The sequence below is a fragment of the Pseudomonas sp. 2VD genome (assembly GCF_005503585.1).
GTDB classification, from domain to species: Bacteria; Pseudomonadota; Gammaproteobacteria; order Pseudomonadales; family Pseudomonadaceae; genus Pseudomonas; species Pseudomonas aeruginosa.
Map to the genome: position 1 here is coordinate 25,096 of NZ_SCND01000006.1, position 17,860 is coordinate 42,955.

Consider the following 17,860-nt stretch of genomic DNA (forward strand, 5'->3'; position numbering starts at 1 on the left):
CGTCGTTTCACGAAGGTTCCCTTTTTCGTGGCGGAAGGCCGGCGTCGCCGGCCCCCGCGGTCGTCATACCAGGCCGAGGACCTTGAGCAGGAAGGCGTATTCCAGCGCCACGTCCTTCAGCCCCTGGTAGCGGCCGCTCATGCCGCCGTGGCCGGCGCCGAGGTCGGTCTTGAGCAGCAGCAGGTTGGCGTCGGTCCTGGTCGCCCGCAGTTTCGCCACCCACTTGGCGGCTTCCCAGTACTGCACGCGGCTGTCGTTGTAGCCGGCGACCACCAGCAGGTGCGGGTAGTCTTGGGCCCTGACGTTCTCGTAGGGCGCGTAGGCGGCGATCCGCGCATGCACCTCGGGCTCCTGCGGGTTGCCCCACTCATCGTATTCGGTGACGGTCAGCGGCAGGTCCGGATTGAGCATGCTGTTCAGCACGTCGACGAAAGGCACCTCGGCGATCGCCGCGCCGAACAGTTGCGGGCGCTGGTTGAGCACCGCGCCGATCAACAGCCCGCCGGCGCTGCCGCCGCTGATGGCGAGACCCTCGGGACGGCAGTAGCCCTCGGCGAGCAGGTGCTCGGCGCAGGCGATGAAGTCGTCGAAGCTGTTCTGCTTGTGTTCCAGCTTGCCGGCCCGGTACCAGGCTTCGCCCAGTTCGCCGCCGCCACGGACATGGGCGATGGCGAAGACGAAGCCGCGTTCGAGCAGGCTCAGGCGGGCGTGGGAGAACCAGGGATCGAGGCTATGCCCGTAGGCGCCGTAGCCATAGAGATAGAGCGGCGCGGGGCGCCCGGCGGCGATGCCGTCGAGGACTTCCTTGCGCGCCACCAGGCTGACCGGCACCTGCGTGCCGTCGCCGCTGCTGGCCCAGATGCGCCGGCTGGCGTAGGCGTCGGCGTCGAATGGGCCTTCCACCGGGGTCTGCTTGAGGACGGTCTGCGTGCCATCGGCGAGGTTCAGCTGGCGTACCTGCGCCGGACGGTTCAGGGCCTCGTAGCGCAGTCGCACGCAGGGGCTGTCGAATTCCAGGCTGTCCTGCACGTAGAGGCTGTAGGCGGCGTCCGGCAACTGCACGCGGTAGGCCGGCAGGCCCTGCGGTTGCACCTCGATAACCGGCAGGCCGCCGTCGCGCAGGCCGAGGATCACCGCCTCGGCGTTCAGGCTGACATCTTCCAGGGTCCGCTGCGGGTCGTGGGCCACGCGCAGTTGCCAGTGCTCGCGAGTCGGCCGCGACTCCTCGGCCTGGTAGAGGGCGAAGTTGATCCCCGCCTGGTTGCTGCGGATCAGCCACAGGCCCCGGCCGTCGAGGCGACCGTGGTCGGGGTAGTACTCGTGGCCTTCCTCGCGCGGCGCCAGGCAACGGAACGTTCCCTGCGGCTGGTCGGCGTCGAGCACCCAGGCCTCGCTGGTGGTCTTGCTGTTGAGCAGGAGGATCAGCTGGCGTTCCGAGCTGGAGCGGTAGCAGTGCAGGAAGAAGCGCCCGTCGCCTTCCTCGAACACCAGCTCGGCGCCGGCCTCGCCCAGGCGGTGGCGACAGAGCTTGTGCGGGCGGTGGGTGTCGTCCAGTTCGCCGAAGAACAGCGTGCGGTTGTCGTTGGCCCAGGTCAGGCTGCCGTCGCAGTCGTCGAAGGGCAGGGCCTGCACCGCGCCGCTGGCGAGGTCCTTGACGAACAGGCGGTAGATCTCGTCGCCGCTGGTGTCCAGGCTGTAGGCCAGCAGGCTCTGGTCGGGGCTGATGCTGAAGGCGCCGAGGGAGAGGAAGCCGCCGTCGGCCAACTGGTTGGGATCGAGCAACAGTTGCTCGGCGCCCTCGTCGACCGCCAGGCTGCCGTCCGCCGGACGCGGGCAGCGGTAGTGGCGCGGGTATTCGTCGCCGGCGGTGGTGCGCTGGTAGTACAGCCACGGACCCCACGGACTGGGCAACGACAGGTCGGTCTCGCGGATGCGTCCCCTGATCTCCTCGAACAGGGTCTCGCGCAACCCGGCCTGGTCGGCCAGTTCGCTATCCAGGTAGGCGTTCTCGGCCTTCAGGTAGTCGAGCACCTCCGGGGCGTCGCGCTCCTCCAGCCAGGCGTAGGGGTCGCTTCCGGCGTCGCGGCGGGCGATGGGGGGCTGCGGATGGGGCATCGGGAATCCTCGTCGATCCGGCCATGCGCGAGGCCGGGAAATCTGAATAAAACTGGCGGCGCGGCGCCCGCCATCGGTGGGTAGGCGCGTCGGCATGCAAAAGCGGCTATCATAAGCCCCCCATCACCGCTATCGCCACGCACGCCGCATGAATGAACAAGACTATCTGATCGCCTGGGGCGCCTACGCCATCGCCGGACTCGGCCTGATGCTGGTGTTCTGGCTGATGACCGGCTGGATGTGGCGCTGGCTGCGCGAACCCCTGCGGCTGATCGTCTTCATCCTGCTGTTCACGCCGACTCCGGTGGACCCGCAGAACGACCTCTACGCCCCGGCCATCGCCATCACCGCGCTGGATGTCGTGTTCAAGGTCGGCAACAACGCCTGGCGCGCGGTCTCTGACCTGGCCCTGGTGGCGCTGCTCGGTTTCGGCCTGTACCTGCTGATCGCCGCCATCCGCTGGCCGCTGGAGCGGGCCTGGAAGAATCGTCGGCATCCGTCGCAGGACGCCGAGGACGAGCCGACCCTGCGGCAGATGATGCAGCCCGAGTTGATGCCGGACGTCGACACCCGCACCGACGAGCACGGCGACCGGCGCATGCGCATCGAGCCGCGCCTGTAGCCTTTCGCGACGAAATCCATTCTTGCGCTACGCCCGGCAGGCGTTCAGCATGAGGCGAGGCCTATGTCGGGATTTCCCATGGATTGCGTGTTCTGCGCCATAGCGGGTGGCCGCGAGCCGGCGCACAGACTCTTCGAGGACGAGCATTTCATCGTCCTGCTGGACATCTTTCCGCTGCGACCGGCGCACGTGCTGATCGTAGCCCGCGAGCACGCCCCGCACCTGAGCGATCTTTCCGCCGCCGCCCGCGACGCCCTCCTGGCGCTCGCCGAGCGTACCGGTCGCGCATTGCGCCGGGCCGGTTTCGGCGTGGAAGGCATCAACCTGTTGCTCAACGATGGCGTGGCGGCCAACCAGCACGTGGCGCACCTGCATCTGCACCTGATTCCCCGGCGTCGCGGCGACCTGCCGCGACTGCTCTGGCGCGCCCTGACCCGTTTCCTGCCGGTCGGTCGCGCGAGCCTGCAGGCGCGTCTGCAGCGGGAACGAGAACTACTACGTACAGCCTTGCTCAGGGAGGTTTGAGCCATGTGTGAACTATTGGGCATGAGCGCCAACGTCCCGACGGACATCGTCTTCAGCTTCACCGGACTGATGCAGCGCGGCGGCGGTACCGGCCCGCACCGCGACGGTTGGGGCATCGCCTTCTACGAAGGACGCGGCGTGCGGCTGTTCCAGGACCCGCTGGCGAGCGTCGATTCGGAGGTGGCGCGGCTGGTGCAGCGCTTCCCGATCAAGAGCGAGACGGTCATCGGGCACATCCGCCAGGCCAACGTCGGCAAGGTCGGGCTGAGCAACACCCACCCCTTCATCCGCGAACTCGGTGGGCGCTACTGGACCTTCGCGCACAATGGCCAACTGGCCGACTTCCAGCCCAAGCCCGGTTTCTACCGCCCGGTCGGCGAGACCGACAGCGAGGCGGCCTTCTGCGACCTGCTGAACCGCGTGCGCCGGGCTTTCCCCGAGCCGGTGCCGGTGGAGGTGCTGTTGCCGGTGCTGATCTCGGCCTGTGACGAATATCGCAAGAAAGGTGTGTTCAATGCCCTGATCAGCGACGGCGACTGGCTGTTCACCTTCTGCTCCAGCAAACTCGCCTACATTACCCGCCGTGCGCCATTCGGCCCGGCGCGGTTGAAGGATGCCGACCTGACCGTGGACTTCCATGCGGAAACCACGCCGGACGATGTGGTTACGGTGATCGCCACCGAGCCGCTCACCGACAACGAGAACTGGACCTTGCAGCAGAGCGGCGAGTGGGTCCTCTGGTGGGGCGGCGAGGTGTTGGCCAAGGGGCGGGTCTGAATCGCCGCCGTGAACGAGGAGAGCGCATGTTCCGCAGTTACCTGAGACTGCTGCTGTTCACCCTGGGCCTGCTGCTCGGGGTGCAGGTGCCCGGTTTCATCGACGACTACGCCAAGCGCGTCGACGCCCATCGCCTGGAGGCCGCGCAGAACATCCAGGGCTTCCAGCAGACCGCCGGGCAGTTCTTCAACGGTAGCCTGGAGGAACTGGTCAGGCATTACCGCAGCAACAGCGATCCGGTGTTCCAGCGCGACGGCGAGAACCTCGACCGCCTGATGCGCCGCGCGCGCATGCTCGACGCCGAGTGGCAGGCCATGCAGGGGCCCTGGTACGCCCGCGCCTGGCACATGCTGCGCGCACCGAACCATGAGTTGCTGATGGAAACCTATGCCAGCTACAGCTACCAGGTCCTGCTCAAGCCCGAGGTGATCGCCTGGGGCCTGGGCTGCGCCTTGCTGGTCGCCTGGATCGCCGAGCTGATCGTGTATTCGCTGGCCTCGCTGTTCGGCTTCGGCGAAGACCGCCGCACCCGCGAGCGTCACTGGAGCTGACGGCGCGACTCAGGCCGCCGCCAGTTCCAGGAACGCCCTGATCACCCGCAGGCCGCGGCGCTTCTCCAGGCAGCCGATCAGGTGGCGGTTGGTCAGCTCGGGACCGACCAGCGGCACCGCGCGAACCCGCGGATCGTTGCCGACCTCCAGGGAAGACACCACGCCGACGCCCAGTTCGGCGGCCACCGCTTCGGTCACCGCTTCCCGGCTGTCCAGCTCCAGCAGCACCCGCGGCTGCACGCCCTGGCTGGCGCAGGCGCGGTCGAAGGTGCGGCGGGTGATCGAGCCGGGTTCGCGCAGCACCATGATCTGCTGGTCGAGTTCTTCCAGCGGTACGCCTTCGCTGCGTTCGCACCAGGGATGCTGGCGAGGCAGCAGGGCGCAGATGCGCGAATTCACCAACTCCTCCAGGAACAGCCCGGGACGCGCCTCGACCTCGGTCAGCACGGCGACGTCGACGTGTTCGCTGAGCAGCGCCGCGAGGGTTTCCTGGGCGTTGCCCAGGCGCAGGTTGACGGTGATTCCCGGATAGCTCGCGCGCAGCCGGGCGAGCATCGGCATCACCAGGTGCGGGCCGTCGGCGGCGACCTCGAGGCGGCCGGAGACCAATTGTCGATTGGCGTCGAGCAGGGCCTCGGCTTCTTCCTCCAGGGCGAACAGGGTGCGTGTGATCGCCACCAGGCGCGAGCCTTCCTCGGTCAGTTCGATGCGCCGGGCGGTGCGTCGGAACAGGGTGACCTGGTAGTGCTCCTCGAGTGCCTTGACGTGTCCGGTCACCGCCGGCTGGCTGATGCACAGGCGCTCGGCGGCGCGGGTGAAACTGCCTTCGCGGGCGACGGCGTCGAAGGCGCGGAGCTGGAAGAGATTCATGGTATCGGCCTGGCTTATGGCTGGCATCGGAACAAACAATTTGAACGATAGTAGCGCGGCGCTCACCTTATGTCTCCAGGCTTCCCTGGAACGCCGGCGCGGAACGACCGCCCGGACCGCGAAGCCCGATCCGGTTTCTTTGGCCGATTCCCGCAGAGGAAATGAGCATGAGCACTGCCGAACGCGCACCCATCCTGCTGACCCCCGGTCCGCTGACCACCTCCTACCGTACCCGTCGGGCGATGATGGTCGACTGGGGCTCCTGGGACAGCGATTTCAACGAACTCACCGCCAGCGTCTGCCAGCGCCTGCTGAAGATCGTAGGCGGCGAAGGCAGCCACACCTGCGTACCGTTGCAGGGCAGCGGCACCTTCGCCGTGGAAGCGGCGATCGGCACCCTGGTGCCGCGCGACGGCAAGGTCCTGGTGTTGATCAACGGTGCCTACGGCAAGCGCCTGGCGAAGATCTGCGAGGTCCTGCAACGGCCCTTCAGCACCTTCGAGACCGAAGAGAACGTGCCGACCACCGCCGCTGACGTAGAGCGTCTGCTGGCCGCCGATCCGGCGATCAGCCATGTGGCGCTGATCCACTGCGAGACCAGCACCGGCATCCTCAATCCGCTCGAGGCCATCGCCAAGGTCGTCGAGCGTCACGGCAAGCGCCTGATCGTCGATGCCATGAGCTCCTTCGGGGCGATCGGGATCGATGCCCGGAAAGTTCCGTTCGATGCCTTGATCGCCGCCTCCGGCAAGTGCCTGGAGGGCGTCCCCGGGATGGGCTTCGTCTTCGCCCGCAGCGCCGCCCTGGAAGCCAGCGCCGGCAACTGCCACTCCCTGGCCATGGACCTGCAGGACCAGCACGCCTATATGCGCAAGACCGGGCAGTGGCGCTTCACCCCGCCGACCCATGTGGTCGCCGCCCTGCACGAAGCGCTCAGCCAGTACGAAGAGGAGGGCGGCCTGCCGGCGCGTCAGCGGCGCTACGCGAGCAATTGCGAAACGCTGCTCGGCGAGATGGCCCGGCTCGGTTTCCGCAGCTTCCTGCCGGCGGAAATCCAGGCGCCGATCATCGTTACCTTCCACGCGCCGCGCGATCCGCGCTACCGCTTCGCCGACTTCTACCAACGCGTGCGGGAGAAGGGCTTCATCCTCTATCCGGGCAAGTTGACCCAGGTGGAAACCTTCCGCGTCGGCTGCATCGGCCACGTCGACGCCGCGGAGATGCGGCAGGCGGTCGCCGCCATCGGCGAGGCGCTGCGCGAACTGGAAGTCCTCGAGATCTGAACTGAACGACAACGAGCAGAAAAGGGTTCACGACAATGAATTACAACCAGCCAGCCACCCTCCAGGCCGCCATCCTCGACTGGGCGGGAACCGTGGTCGATTTCGGCTCCTTCGCGCCGACCCAGATCTTCGTCGAGGCTTTCGCCGAATTCGGCGTCCAGGTCAGCCTGGAGGAAGCGCGCGGTCCGATGGGAATGGGCAAGTGGGACCACATCCGCACCCTCTGCGACATCCCGGCGATCGCCGAGCGCTACCGCGCCGTCTTCGGCCGCCTGCCCAGCGACGACGATGTCACCGCCATCTACGAGCGCTTCATGCCGCTGCAGATCGAAAAGATCGCCGAACATTCGGCGCTGATCCCCGGCGCCCTGCAGGCGATCGCCGAACTCCGCGGGATGGGCCTGAAGATCGGTTCCTGTTCCGGTTATCCGGCGGTGGTGATGGAGAAGGTGGTAGCCCTGGCCGAGACCAACGGTTACGTCGCCGACCACGTGGTGGCCACCGACGAAGTGCCCAACGGCCGGCCAGGGCCGGCCCAGGCGCTGGCCAACGTGATCGCCCTGGGGATCGACGATGTGGCGGCCTGCGTGAAGGTCGACGACACCTGGCCGGGTATCCTCGAAGGGCGCCGCGCCGGGATGTGGACGGTGGCGCTGACCTGCTCGGGCAATGCCCTGGGCCTCACCTACGAGCAGTACAAGGCGCTGCCGGCGGCCGAACTGGAGCGCGAGCGGACGCGTATCGAACAGATGTTCGAAGGTTCGCGTCCGCACTACCTGATCGAGACCATCGCCGAGCTGCCGGCGGTGGTCCGCGACATCAATGCGCGCCTGGCGCGCGGCGAGATGCCGCAGGGTAACTGAGCCACGTCTGTGCCGAGGCCGCCGCGGGCAACCGCGGCGGCCTCGGTTTTCTAACCGGCGTCCGGGTGCCCCAGGCGAGTCTTGAGGAAGTCGATGAACGCGCGGACCTTCGACGGCAGGTGGCGGGTCGGCGGATAAACGGCATGCACGCCCTGGAGCGGAAACCCGTGGTCCGCCAGCAGGCGTTGCAGCGCGCCGCAGCGCAAGTCGGCCTGCACCAGCCAGTCCGGCAGCACGGCGATACCCAGGCCGTCGAGGGCAAAGGCGCGCAGGGCCGCGGCGTTGTCGGCCAGCAGCATGGGATGGCGCGGTCCGCGGTAGCTGCGCAGGGCGCCGTCGGGGGCGCGTACTTGCCAGGGCAGGGAGTCCGCCAGCCGGCTGTGACCGAGATTCTGCAGGCGCTCCAGACTCTCCAGGTCGGTCGGCGGCGGTTCGCCGAGCGCCGCCAGGCAGGCCGGGCTGGCCACCGCCAGGACCTCGAAGCTGGCCAGTTGCACCGCATGGTGCGTGGAGTCCTCCAGGCGCCCCAGGCGGATGGCGACGTCGAAGCGTTCGCCAATCAGGTCGGCATGCAGCGATGAGGTCGACAATTGTACCTGCAACGCCGGGTGCAGCCGGGCGAATGCCTGCAGGGCCGGCACCAGTTGGCGCAGGCCGTATTCCTGGGTGGTGGTGACGCGCAGGCTGCCACGCAGTTCGCCATGCTCGGCGCGGGCGTCGTCGATGGCCAGGCGCGCCTCGTCGAGCACCTTCACGCAGCGCTGGTAGAAGCGTTCGCCAGCATCGGTCAGGGCCATCCGCCGGGTGCTGCGGCTGAGCAGAGAAACGCCCAGTTCGGCCTCCAGCCGCTTGAGGTTGAAGCTGACTACCGCACGCGTCTGGCCGAGGGTGTCGGCGGCGGCGCTGAGGGAACCGCAGTCGACCACGGCGCGAAAGGTTTCGAAGCGGTCGAGGCTGACCATGGAAGGCGTCCCTATTGTCAAATTCGATTTGACAGTCTATGCGCGATTAGCCTCTCCAGATAGCGCGAGCGCCTCGCTATGCTCCCCGGCAAACCTCCGGAGCGCCCATGAATCAACCGTCCCGCCTGGCCACTTTGTACCTGCTGGGGTTCGCCCTGGACCTGGTGAACATCTTCATCGCCAGCGTCGCCTACCCGGACATCGGGCGTTCCCTTGGCGCTTCGGTGGCGACCCTGGCGTGGATCGGCAACACCTACCTGCTCGGCTTGACCCTGGTGATTCCGTTGAGCGTCTGGCTCGCTTCGCGCCTGGGAGAACGGCGACTGATGCTGCTGGCACTGGCCGGTTTCGCCAGCGCTTCGCTGGGTTGCGGCCTGGCTGGATCGGCGGCGACGTTGATCGTCTGGCGCCTGTGCCAGGGGTTGGCCGGCGGGTTACTGATCCCCCTCGGCCAGGCCATGGCCTATCGGAATGTCCCGGCGTCGGCACGGGCCGGCCTGACCGCACGGGTGATGCTGGTGGCGCTGATCGTTCCCGCCGTGGCGCCTGCCCTCGGCGGCTGGCTGGTGGACAGCCTGTCCTGGCGTGGGATCTTCTTCGCAGCGTGGCGCCGGCGCTGCTGGTGCTGGCCCTGGCGATGCGCTGGCTGCCCAGGCACAAGCATGCGGCGCAGCGCCTGGACCTGCGCGGCCTGCTGCTCGGCTCGGCGGCGCTGGCCACGCTGCTGGTGGCGCTCGCCTGGCTGGGATCGCCCGGCAGCGGCGGGCGTGGCCTGCTCCTGGCGCTGCTGGCCTGCGTGCTGGGCTGCTGCTACTGGCGTGACGGGCGCGCTCGTACCGACGCGCTGCTCGACCTTGGCTTGCTGGAGGCGCCATTGCTGCGTACGGCGATGCTGGTCTATCTCTGCGTGCCGGGAGCCTTCATGGGCGCCAACCTGGTCGCCATGCTCTATCTGCAAGGCCCCCTCGGCCTCAGCGCGAGCCGTGCCGGTGCGCTGATGCTGCCCTGGGCGCTGGCGGCCGGCCTGGCCATCGGCCTGACCCGGCGACGCTTCAATCGCTGGGGGCCGAAATCCTTGCTGCTGGCGGGCATGGCGATACAGGCCGGCGGCCTGCTGTGGCTGGCTCGAAGCGGGGAGGGGAGCGGCTTCTGGCAACTGGCGGGGGCCTACGCGACCATGGGATTCGGCGGCAGCCTGTGTAGCAGCGCGGCACAGGGCATGGCCTTGCTCGACGTCCCGGCGGCGCGCATGGGCCATGCCAGCGCCTTGTGGAACATCAATCGGCAGCTGGCGTTCTGCCTGGGCATGGCCGTGCTCGGTGGGTTGCTCAACCTGTTGCAGGAGCGGGCCGACCCCGCGGCCTTCGTCCACTGCTTCCTGTTCGCCGCCGCTTTCACGCTATTGCCTCTGCCGTGGGTGAGGCGTATCGATTCCGCCGGGGTTCGCGCCCTGGTCCAGACCTGAAAGGAGCTACACCATGACTTGTGCCTACCGCCGGGAAATCCACCATGCCCACGTGGCGATCCGCGACTGGCTGGCCGGCGACTCACGGGCTGACGCGCTGGATGCGTTGATGGCGCGTTTCGCCGAGGACTTCTCGATGGTCACGCCGCATGGTGTGGTCCTGGACAAGACTGCTCTGGGCGAGCTGTTCCGCAGCAAGGGTGGCACCCGTCCTGGGCTGCGCATCGAGATCGACGGCGAGAGTCTGCTGGCTTCAGGCGTGGATGGCGCGACCCTGGCCTATCGGGAAATCCAGTCCGACGCGGCGGGTCGCAGCGAGCGCCTGTCCACCGTAGTCCTGCACCGTGACGACGAAGGGCGGCTGTACTGGCGCCACCTGCAGGAAACCTTCTGCGGCTGAGCCTGCCTCAGTCGCTGGCACCGAGCAGGCGCAGGAAGGCATCGGCGAGTTCGCCGGCCAGCGGCTGGGTATCCAGGCGGCCGCCGGCGATGGCGTCGTCGGCGGCGCCATGCAGCCCGGAGTAGAGCAGCAGGGCGTTCAGCCGTGGGTTGCGCAGCGGCCAGGCGCCGGCCGCCGCGCCGTTCTCCAGTAGCTCCGCCAATTGCTCCAGCACGCGGTCGCGCTCCTGGTTGCCGCGCTGGTGGTGATGGTGCTCGCTGTAGACCACATCGTGCAGCCGGTAGCCCTCCAGGTAGCCCGCCAGGCCGCTCTCGGTCCAGGCGCGCAGGCGGCCGGGATGGTCGTTCGCCGGACAGGCCTCGACGGCATTCGCGATGCGCTGCTGGAAAGCCTGGGTGAAGCGCTCGCGCAGGGCCAGGAGGATGTCGGTCTTGGCTTGGAAGTAGTGATAGAAGGTACCCTTGGCGACCCCCGCGGCAGCGACGATGTCGCTGATGGTGGTGGCGTCCACACCCTTGTCTAGGAACAGTTGCTGCGCCGCCGCCATCAGTTCCTCGAGACGAACCTCCGCAGGCTTGGTGCGCGGTTGGCGGGCAGGCTGTTCGGCGTGGCGATCGGGCATGGAGCGCGGGTCCGGTGGTTGGGTTGGCCGCAGTGTAAAAGAGCGTGGAGGGGAAGACGAGGCATGACAGGAAGATGAGAATGTTTCGCGATATTTATTGACTGACCGTCGGTCAATGGATTATTCCTGGGCCAGCGCCCTCTCATCGGAGTACTCCATGAACCCTTCGCGTCGTGTCGCCCTGGTCGCCGCCATTTACCTGGGAACCTTCATCGCCTCGCTCGACATCAGCATCGTCAACCTCGCCCTGCCGACGCTGCAGTACGCCCTGGATACCGACCTAGCCGGCCTGCAGTGGGTGGTCGACGCCTATGCGCTGTGCCTGAGCGCCTTCATGCTGTCTTCCGGACCGCTGAGCGACCGCTACGGTCGCAAGCTGACCTGGCTGCTCGGGGTCGGCCTGTTCAGCTTCGGTTCGCTGCTCTGCGCGCTGGCCACCTCGCTGCCGCTGCTGCTGTTCGGACGCGCGGTCCAGGGCATCGCCGGGGCGCTGTTGATACCCGGCGCGCTGTCGATCCTTACCCAGGCTTTCCACGATCCCGGCCAGCGCGCCCAGGTGATCGGCGGCTGGACCTCCTTCAGCGCGCTGTCGCTGATCCTCGGCCCGCTGCTCGGCGGCCTGCTGGTGGAGCACGCCGGCTGGCAGAGCATCTTCCTGATCAACCTGCCGCTCGGCCTGCTGGCGCTCGCCCTGGGCCTGTGGGGCATCGAGGAAACCGCGCACCCCGAGCACGCCGCCTTCGATCCCCTGGGGCAGCTGCTCAGCGTGGTCTGGCTGGGGGCGTTGACCTACGCCCTGATCGCCGCGGGAGAGGGCGGCTGGTTGTCTCCCACGGCCTGGCCGGCGCTGCTCCTGGCCGGGGTCGGCCTGCTTGGCTTCCTCTTCGTCGAGCGGCGGACCGCCCGACCGCTGCTGCCCCTGGGGTTGTTCCGCCAGGCCGGGTTCGCCGTCTGCAACCTGGCCTCGTTCGTCCTCGGTTTTTCCGGCTACGCCAGCCTGTTCTTCCTCTCCCTGTTCTTCCAGCAGGTGCAGGGTGCCTCGGCGCAGCAGGCCGGCTTCTACCTGGCGCCGCAGTTCCTCGCCATGGGCGCACTGTCCATGCTGTTCGGCCGGTTGCAGCGGCACGTACCGCTGCGACGCCTGCTGGTGCTGGGCTACCTGGTGATCGGCCTGGCCATGCTGGCGCTGGCCGCTTGCGGTACGGGAACCGCGTATCCCTGGGTCGGCCTGTTGCTGGTGGCGCTCGGCCTGGGCATGGGCCTGGCCGTTCCCGGCACCGGTCTGGCGGTCATGGCGAGCGTGGCCCGCGAGCGTTCCGGGATGGCCTCGGCGACCATGAATACCCTGCGCCAGGCCGGCATGGCCGTCGGCATCGCGTTGCTGGGAGCGCTGCTGAGCGGGCGGGCGATCGTCGTCCTGGGCGATCGGCTGGAGGAGCTGGGGATTGCCGATGCGCAACGGCTCGCCACCCAGGCGTTCACGGCCCATCGCTTGCCTGGTTCCCTGGCGGGGCTCGACGCCGAGCTGCCGGCCGCGCTGGCCGAGGGCTTCCGTCTGGCTATGCTGGTGGCCGGAGCCAGCGCCCTGCTGGCCGCCGCGCTGCTCTGGCGCCTGCGCGTTAGCGCCGGCCCGGCGGCGGATACAGTTGGCGCATCTGGACGAACGGCAGGGGTACAGTTGCAGGCCGATAGACACTGACTCTCGGGTCACGATACTGGCGCGGGGGCGATTTCCTTGCGCTATGCTGCTCGAAGCGAAGAATATTCGCGTATTCCAACTGTTGTGCTAGGGTATGACCTGCGACAACCTGTCGCAGGCAGGTAAAAGCCCTACTTTATCTATGTTTGAGAAAGTCTATTGCAAGATGTGTCATAGGCTCCTCAGCTGAAATGAATTGTAATAACTGACGCTCAGTTTCGGTCCAACGAGCGTCGCGCGAGTCTCTGCTCCGCATCGCGATAAATGGGTTCCTGCCTTGCCTGTTGCACAACAAATAGCCGACCGATAACTGCGACCTGATCACCCGGCGGGAAGGGCAATCCTTCTCGCCCAGGCATGCACGTGCCTTGGCCGCCCTTGGCCTCTTCCGGCACAGCTTCGAAAACGCTGTTCATCAAGGAACGACTCAGCGCGTGGAACGAGTCCGTCACCGGAATCGGGAAAGGTATCCGCTTGCCTTCTCCCGTGGCCGGGCAATGGCCGTTCCGTACCCCGGTGGCGACTGCATGTCTGGAACTGGCTGAAGCCAGCGGTCTCCGCCACAAGCCTTGCAAGGAGACATCCATGAGCGACCACTCGCTCCTTCCATCGATTAAGGCCGGAAGATGACCAAAGCAAACCCGTTTGCCGCATTGAAATGGCTTTCCCTGGCGCCCGCGCTGCTGCTCGGCGGCTGCGACATGACCCTGTTCAACCCGAAAGGGCAGGTGGGCATGGACGAGCGCACCCTGATCATTACCGCGACCCTGCTGATGCTGATCGTGGTCATCCCGGTGATCGTGATGACCCTGGCGTTCGCCTGGAAGTACCGCGCCTCGAACACCCAGGCCGAGTACAAGCCGGACTGGCACCACTCCAACCGCATCGAGGCGGTGGTCTGGCTGGTGCCCTGCGTGATCATCGCGATCCTCGGCTGGATCACCTGGGAAAGCACCCACAAGCTCGACCCGTACCGTCCGCTGGACTCCGAGGTCAAGCCGGTCACCATCCAGGCCGTTTCGCTGGACTGGAAGTGGTTGTTCATCTATCCGGAGCAGGGTATCGCCACGGTCAACGAGATCGCCTTCCCGAAAGACACCCCGGTGAATTTCCAGATCACCTCGGATTCGGTGATGAACTCGTTCTTCATCCCGCAGCTGGGCAGCCAGATCTACTCGATGGCCGGGATGATGACCAAGCTGCACCTGATCGCCAACGAAGAAGGCGTGTTCGACGGTATCTCCGCGAACTACAGCGGCGGCGGTTTCTCCGGCATGCGCTTCAAGGCCATCGCCACCTCCGAGCAGGGCTTCCAGGACTGGGTCGCCAAGGTCAAGGCGGCACCGGCCAGCCTGTCGATCGGCACCTATCCGGAGCTGGTCAAGCCGAGCGAGAACGTTCCGCCGACCTACTTCTCTTCGGTCAGCCCGGAACTGTTCGGCCACATCCTCACTAAGTACGAGCACCACGGCGACGCCAAGGGTGCCGCGCACGGCGAGCACGCCGGGGCTGAGCACGAAGCCGCCATGACCGGTCACGACATGCAGGACATGGACATGCAAGCCATGCAGGGCATGAAAGACATGAAGGACATGCACATGCAACCGAGTACCCAGGAGTAAGCGCAGATGTTCGGGAAACTGACACTCTCGGCCGTGCCTTACCACGAGCCCATCGTCATGGTCACACTGGCTGTCGTCGCCCTGCTGGGCCTCGGCGTGGTCGGTGCGATCACCTACTACCGCAAGTGGACCTACCTGTGGACCGAGTGGCTGACCTCGGTCGACCACAAGAAGATCGGCGTGATGTACATCGTCGTCGCCCTGGTCATGCTGGTCCGCGGCTTCGCCGACGCGATCATGATGCGCGGCCAGCTGGCCCTGGCCGAAGGCGCCAACCACGGCTACCTGCCGCCGGAGCACTACGACCAGATCTTCACCGCGCATGGCGTGATCATGATCATCTTCATGGCCATGCCGTTCATGACCGGCCTGATGAACCTGGCCGTGCCGCTGCAGATCGGCGCGCGCGACGTGGCGTTCCCCTTCCTCAACTCGCTGAGCTTCTGGCTGCTCGTGGTCAGCGCCATGCTGGTCAACGTGTCGCTGGGCCTGGGCGAATTCGCCCGTACCGGCTGGGTGGCCTATCCGCCGCTGTCGGAGCTGGCCTATAGCCCCGGGGTAGGGGTGGACTACTACATCTGGGCGCTACAGATATCCGGGATGGGCACGTTGCTCACGGGGATCAACTTCCTGGTCACCGTGTTCAAGATGCGTGCCCCGGGCATGAAGCTGATGCAGATGCCGATCTTCACCTGGACCTGCACCTTCGCCAACATCCTGATCGTCGCCTCGTTCCCGATCCTCACCGCTGCGCTGGGCCTGCTGTCGCTCGACCGCTACCTGGACATGCACTTCTTCACCAACGAGCTTGGCGGCAACGCCATGATGTACATCAACCTCTTCTGGGCCTGGGGCCATCCCGAGGTGTACATCCTGATCCTGCCGGCCTTCGGTATCTTCTCCGAGGTCACCGCGACCTTCGCCGGCAAGCGCATGTTCGGCTACAAGTCGATGGTCTGGGCCAGCGCCGCGATCACCTTCCTCGGCTTCACCGTGTGGCTGCACCACTTCTTCACCATGGGTTCGGGCGGTGACGTCAACGGCTTCTTCGGCGTGGCCACCATGCTGATCTCGATCCCCACCGGGGTGAAGCTGTTCAACTGGCTGTTCACCATCTACAAGGGTCGCCTGCGCTTCAGCACGCCGATCCTGTGGACCCTGGGCTTCATGGTGACCTTCACCATCGGCGGCATGACCGGCGTCCTGCTGGCCATCCCGGGCGCGGACTTCCTGCTGCACAACAGCCTGTTCCTGATCGCCCACTTCCACAACACCATCATTGGCGGCGCGGTGTTCGGCTACCTGGCCGGCTTCGCCTTCTGGTTCCCGAAAGCGTTCGGCTTCACCCTCGACGAGAAGTGGGGCAAGCGCTCCTTCTGGTGCTGGCTGGTGGGCTTCTACATGGCCTTCATGCCGCTCTACATCCTCGGCTTCATGGGCATGACCCGTCGCCTGAACCACTACGACAACCCGCTGTGGAAGCCCTACCTGGTGGTCGCGTTCTTCGGCGCCGTGCTGATCTTCTGCGGCATTGCCTGCCAGTTGATCCAGCTGTTCGTCTCGGTCCGCAACCGCAAGCAACTGGCCGACGTCAATGGCGACCCGTGGGAAGGCCGCACCCTGGAATGGGCCACTTCCTCGCCGCCGCCGTTCTACAACTTCGCCGAGCTGCCGAAGGTACAGGACGTGGATGCCTTCCACGACATGAAGAAGGCCGGCACCGCCTACCGCAAGCTGCCGGCCTACCAGCCGATCCACATGCCGAAGAACACCGCCGCGGGCTTCTCCATCGCCGTGTTCGCCTTCGTCTTCGGCTTCGCCGCCATCTGGCATATCTGGTGGCTCATGGCGGTCGGCTTCGTCGGCATGATCGGCTCCTTCATCGTGCGCAGCTACAACCAGGACGTCGACTACTACGTCCAGCCCGAAGAGATCGAGAAGATCGAAAGCGCCCGTTTCCAGCAACTCGCCAAGCAGGTCTGAACCATGTCGACGGCAGTATTGAACAAGCATCTGGCCGACGCCCACGAAGTGGGCCACGACCAGGATCATGCACACGATAGCGGCGGCAACACCGTATTCGGTTTCTGGCTCTACCTGATGACCGACTGCGTGCTGTTCGCCAGCGTCTTCGCCACCTACGCGGTGCTGGTTCACCACACCGCCGGCGGCCCCAGCGGCAAGGACATCTTCGAGCTGCCCTACGTGCTGGTGGAAACCGCCATCCTGCTGGTTTCCAGCTGCACCTACGGCCTGGCCATGCTCTCCGCGCACAAGGGCGTCAAGGGCCAGGCGATCGCCTGGCTCGGGGTCACCTTCCTGCTCGGCGCCGCGTTCATCGGCATGGAGATCAACGAGTTCCACCACCTGATCGCCGAAGGCTTCGGCCCGAGCCGCAGCGCCTTCCTGTCGTCCTTCTTCACCCTGGTCGGCATGCACGGCTTGCACGTCAGCGCCGGCCTGCTGTGGATGCTGGTGCTGATGGCGCAGATCTGGACCCGCGGCCTCACCGCGCAGAACAACACCCGGATGATGTGCCTGAGCCTGTTCTGGCACTTCCTCGACATCGTCTGGATCTGCGTCTTCACCGTCGTCTACCTGATGGGGGCCCTGTAATGAGCAGCGCTGCACACGACAACCACGGCGCCGGCCACGGCAGCCTGGGTTCCTACGCGATCGGCTTCGTGCTCTCGGTGATCCTCACCGCGATCCCGTTCTACATGGTCATGGACGGCGGCTTCTCGCGCCACGCGACCATCCTCACCATGGTCGTCCTCGGCCTGGTGCAGGTGGTGGTGCACCTGATCTGCTTCCTGCACATGAACATGTCGTCGGAAGGGCGCTGGAATGTGATGGCGTTCATCTTCACGGTGATCGTCATCCTGCTGGTGGTCGGTCTCTCGCTGTGGATCATCTTCAGCGCCGACATGCTGATGATGCCGATGCCCTGAGGGCCATGACGTGAAGCTGAAACGCTATCTCCTGGTGGCCAAGCCGGGAATCATCTTCGGCAACCTGATCGCGGTGGCGGGGGGATACTTCCTCGCCGCCCGCGGCAGCGTCGAGCCGATGCTGTTGCTGGCCACGGTCATCGGCCTGTCGCTGGTGGTCGCCAGTGGGTGCGTGCTGAACAACTGCATCGACCGCGACATCGACCGGCACATGGAGCGGACCCGCGGGCGGGTCACCGTGACCGGGCAGATCTCGCTGAAGGCTGCCCTGGCCCACGGCCTGGTCCTCGGGGTCGCCGGCTTCGGCCTGCTGTGGTGGTGGACCAACCCGCTGACCACCGCGCTGGCCGGCTTCGGCTACTTCGTCTACGTCGGCCTGTACAGCCTGTGGTTCAAGCGTCGTTCGCAGTACGGCACGCTGGTCGGCAGCCTCTCCGGGGCGATGCCGCCGGTGGTCGGCTACTGCGCGGTGAGCGGCCAGTTCGACGCCGGAGCTGCCTCGCTGCTGGCGATCTTCTGCCTGTGGCAGATGC

General features: G+C 66.5%; 17 protein-coding genes and 1 pseudogene. 14 read left to right on the plus strand and 4 right to left on the minus strand.

All coding sequences use genetic code 11. The features are described 5' to 3' along the window. Positions 1-63 precede the first annotated feature (63 nt). Positions 64-2,115: a S9 family peptidase gene (locus tag FFS27_RS01365; protein WP_021264486.1), complete on the minus strand. Its 2,052-nt coding sequence runs from the start codon at positions 2,113-2,115 to the stop codon at positions 64-66. A 148-nt stretch (positions 2,116-2,263) separates the two neighbouring features. On the opposite strand from FFS27_RS01365, the gene FFS27_RS01370 reads away from it, so the two are divergent. From FFS27_RS01370 to FFS27_RS01385, 4 genes are all read left to right on the plus strand, one after another. After that, positions 2,264-2,737: a hypothetical protein gene (locus FFS27_RS01370; RefSeq protein WP_003086834.1), complete on the plus strand. Its 474-nt coding sequence runs from the start codon at positions 2,264-2,266 to the stop codon at positions 2,735-2,737. A 63-nt stretch (positions 2,738-2,800) separates the two neighbouring features. Then, positions 2,801-3,262, plus strand: a complete 462-nt coding sequence (locus FFS27_RS01375; RefSeq protein ID WP_021264487.1) for an HIT family protein — start codon at positions 2,801-2,803, stop codon at positions 3,260-3,262. A gap of 3 nt (positions 3,263-3,265) precedes the next feature. Next, a complete protein-coding gene (locus FFS27_RS01380) occupies positions 3,266-4,039 on the plus strand; it encodes a class II glutamine amidotransferase (RefSeq protein WP_003082680.1) in 774 nt (257 codons plus the stop codon). A 26-nt stretch (positions 4,040-4,065) separates the two neighbouring features. Beyond that, positions 4,066-4,590, plus strand: coding sequence for a DUF2937 family protein (locus FFS27_RS01385; RefSeq protein ID WP_003082681.1), 525 nt, complete (start codon positions 4,066-4,068; stop codon positions 4,588-4,590). Between the two features lie 9 nt (positions 4,591-4,599). On the opposite strand, the gene FFS27_RS01390 is transcribed toward FFS27_RS01385, so the two are convergent. Continuing rightward, positions 4,600-5,460 (minus strand): LysR substrate-binding domain-containing protein, encoded by an 861-nt coding sequence (locus FFS27_RS01390; RefSeq protein WP_019484331.1) that lies wholly within the window; start codon positions 5,458-5,460, stop codon positions 4,600-4,602. A gap of 167 nt (positions 5,461-5,627) precedes the next feature. On the opposite strand from FFS27_RS01390, the gene phnW reads away from it, so the two are divergent. Together phnW and phnX are read left to right on the plus strand one after the other, a co-directional pair. Next, complete coding sequence (phnW, locus tag FFS27_RS01395) at positions 5,628-6,743, plus strand: 2-aminoethylphosphonate--pyruvate transaminase (RefSeq protein WP_003086851.1); 1,116 nt, start codon at positions 5,628-5,630, stop codon at positions 6,741-6,743. A gap of 35 nt (positions 6,744-6,778) precedes the next feature. Continuing rightward, on the plus strand, positions 6,779-7,606 hold the full coding sequence (gene phnX / locus FFS27_RS01400) for a phosphonoacetaldehyde hydrolase (protein WP_022580686.1): 828 nt from the start codon (positions 6,779-6,781) through the stop codon (positions 7,604-7,606). A gap of 50 nt (positions 7,607-7,656) precedes the next feature. Here phnX and FFS27_RS01405 read toward each other — a convergent pair whose 3' ends face one another. Then, complete coding sequence (locus FFS27_RS01405) at positions 7,657-8,568, minus strand: LysR family transcriptional regulator (protein ID WP_003082689.1); 912 nt, start codon at positions 8,566-8,568, stop codon at positions 7,657-7,659. A 107-nt stretch (positions 8,569-8,675) separates the two neighbouring features. On the opposite strand from FFS27_RS01405, the pseudogene FFS27_RS01410 reads away from it, so the two are divergent. Continuing rightward, a pseudogene (locus FFS27_RS01410) lies at positions 8,676-10,033 on the plus strand (MDR family MFS transporter). Positions 10,034-10,046: 13 nt separating this feature from the next. Beyond that, a complete protein-coding gene (locus FFS27_RS01415; RefSeq protein ID WP_003082694.1) occupies positions 10,047-10,433 on the plus strand; it encodes a DUF4440 domain-containing protein in 387 nt (128 codons plus the stop codon). 7 nt (positions 10,434-10,440) lie between these two features. Here the strand turns inward: FFS27_RS01415 and FFS27_RS01420 are convergent, their stop codons facing one another. After that, positions 10,441-11,055: a TetR/AcrR family transcriptional regulator gene (locus FFS27_RS01420; RefSeq protein ID WP_003082696.1), complete on the minus strand. Its 615-nt coding sequence runs from the start codon at positions 11,053-11,055 to the stop codon at positions 10,441-10,443. 157 nt (positions 11,056-11,212) lie between these two features. On the opposite strand from FFS27_RS01420, the gene FFS27_RS01425 reads away from it, so the two are divergent. The 6 genes from FFS27_RS01425 to FFS27_RS01455 all read left to right on the plus strand — a co-directional run. Then, positions 11,213-12,754: an MFS transporter gene (locus tag FFS27_RS01425; RefSeq protein ID WP_022580682.1), complete on the plus strand. Its 1,542-nt coding sequence runs from the start codon at positions 11,213-11,215 to the stop codon at positions 12,752-12,754. Between the two features lie 626 nt (positions 12,755-13,380). After that, positions 13,381-14,376 carry a ubiquinol oxidase subunit II gene (gene cyoA / locus FFS27_RS01435; protein ID WP_003082702.1) on the plus strand — a complete coding sequence of 332 codons (996 nt, stop codon included), beginning with the start codon at positions 13,381-13,383 and terminating at the stop codon, positions 14,374-14,376. A gap of 6 nt (positions 14,377-14,382) precedes the next feature. Continuing rightward, entirely contained in the window at positions 14,383-16,359 is a 1,977-nt protein-coding gene (gene cyoB / locus FFS27_RS01440; RefSeq protein ID WP_003082705.1) for a cytochrome o ubiquinol oxidase subunit I, read from the plus strand. Between the two features lie 3 nt (positions 16,360-16,362). After that, entirely contained in the window at positions 16,363-16,992 is a 630-nt protein-coding gene (cyoC, locus tag FFS27_RS01445) for a cytochrome o ubiquinol oxidase subunit III (protein ID WP_137951915.1), read from the plus strand. After that, complete coding sequence (cyoD, locus tag FFS27_RS01450) at positions 16,992-17,327, plus strand: cytochrome o ubiquinol oxidase subunit IV (RefSeq protein ID WP_003109258.1); 336 nt, start codon at positions 16,992-16,994, stop codon at positions 17,325-17,327. Before cyoC ends, cyoD begins: the two co-directional genes overlap by 1 nt. A 10-nt stretch (positions 17,328-17,337) precedes the next feature. Next, a partial coding sequence (locus tag FFS27_RS01455; RefSeq protein WP_171019178.1) for a UbiA family prenyltransferase occupies positions 17,338-17,860 on the plus strand: 523 nt, incomplete at its 3' end.

Excerpts from the sequence above, each read along its gene's own strand:
- FFS27_RS01415 (WP_003082694.1), top strand. The coding sequence starts at position 10,047 with ATGACTTGTGCCTACCGCCGGGAAATCCACCATGCCCACGTGGCGATC.
- FFS27_RS01380 (WP_003082680.1), top strand. The coding sequence starts at position 3,266 with ATGTGTGAACTATTGGGCATGAGCGCCAACGTCCCGACGGACATCGTC.
- FFS27_RS01425 (WP_022580682.1), top strand. The coding sequence starts at position 11,213 with ATGAACCCTTCGCGTCGTGTCGCCCTGGTCGCCGCCATTTACCTGGGA.
- phnW (WP_003086851.1), top strand. The coding sequence starts at position 5,628 with ATGAGCACTGCCGAACGCGCACCCATCCTGCTGACCCCCGGTCCGCTG.
- FFS27_RS01375 (WP_021264487.1), top strand. The coding sequence starts at position 2,801 with ATGTCGGGATTTCCCATGGATTGCGTGTTCTGCGCCATAGCGGGTGGC.
- FFS27_RS01385 (WP_003082681.1), top strand. The coding sequence starts at position 4,066 with ATGTTCCGCAGTTACCTGAGACTGCTGCTGTTCACCCTGGGCCTGCTG.
- FFS27_RS01365 (WP_021264486.1), bottom strand. The coding sequence starts at position 2,115 with ATGCCCCATCCGCAGCCCCCCATCGCCCGCCGCGACGCCGGAAGCGAC.
- FFS27_RS01420 (WP_003082696.1), bottom strand. The coding sequence starts at position 11,055 with ATGCCCGATCGCCACGCCGAACAGCCTGCCCGCCAACCGCGCACCAAG.
- phnX (WP_022580686.1), top strand. The coding sequence starts at position 6,779 with ATGAATTACAACCAGCCAGCCACCCTCCAGGCCGCCATCCTCGACTGG.
- cyoC (WP_137951915.1), top strand. The coding sequence starts at position 16,363 with ATGTCGACGGCAGTATTGAACAAGCATCTGGCCGACGCCCACGAAGTG.
- cyoD (WP_003109258.1), top strand. The coding sequence starts at position 16,992 with ATGAGCAGCGCTGCACACGACAACCACGGCGCCGGCCACGGCAGCCTG.
- FFS27_RS01390 (WP_019484331.1), bottom strand. The coding sequence starts at position 5,460 with ATGAATCTCTTCCAGCTCCGCGCCTTCGACGCCGTCGCCCGCGAAGGC.
- cyoA (WP_003082702.1), top strand. The coding sequence starts at position 13,381 with ATGACCAAAGCAAACCCGTTTGCCGCATTGAAATGGCTTTCCCTGGCG.
- FFS27_RS01370 (WP_003086834.1), top strand. The coding sequence starts at position 2,264 with ATGAATGAACAAGACTATCTGATCGCCTGGGGCGCCTACGCCATCGCC.
- FFS27_RS01405 (WP_003082689.1), bottom strand. The coding sequence starts at position 8,568 with ATGGTCAGCCTCGACCGCTTCGAAACCTTTCGCGCCGTGGTCGACTGC.
- cyoB (WP_003082705.1), top strand. The coding sequence starts at position 14,383 with ATGTTCGGGAAACTGACACTCTCGGCCGTGCCTTACCACGAGCCCATC.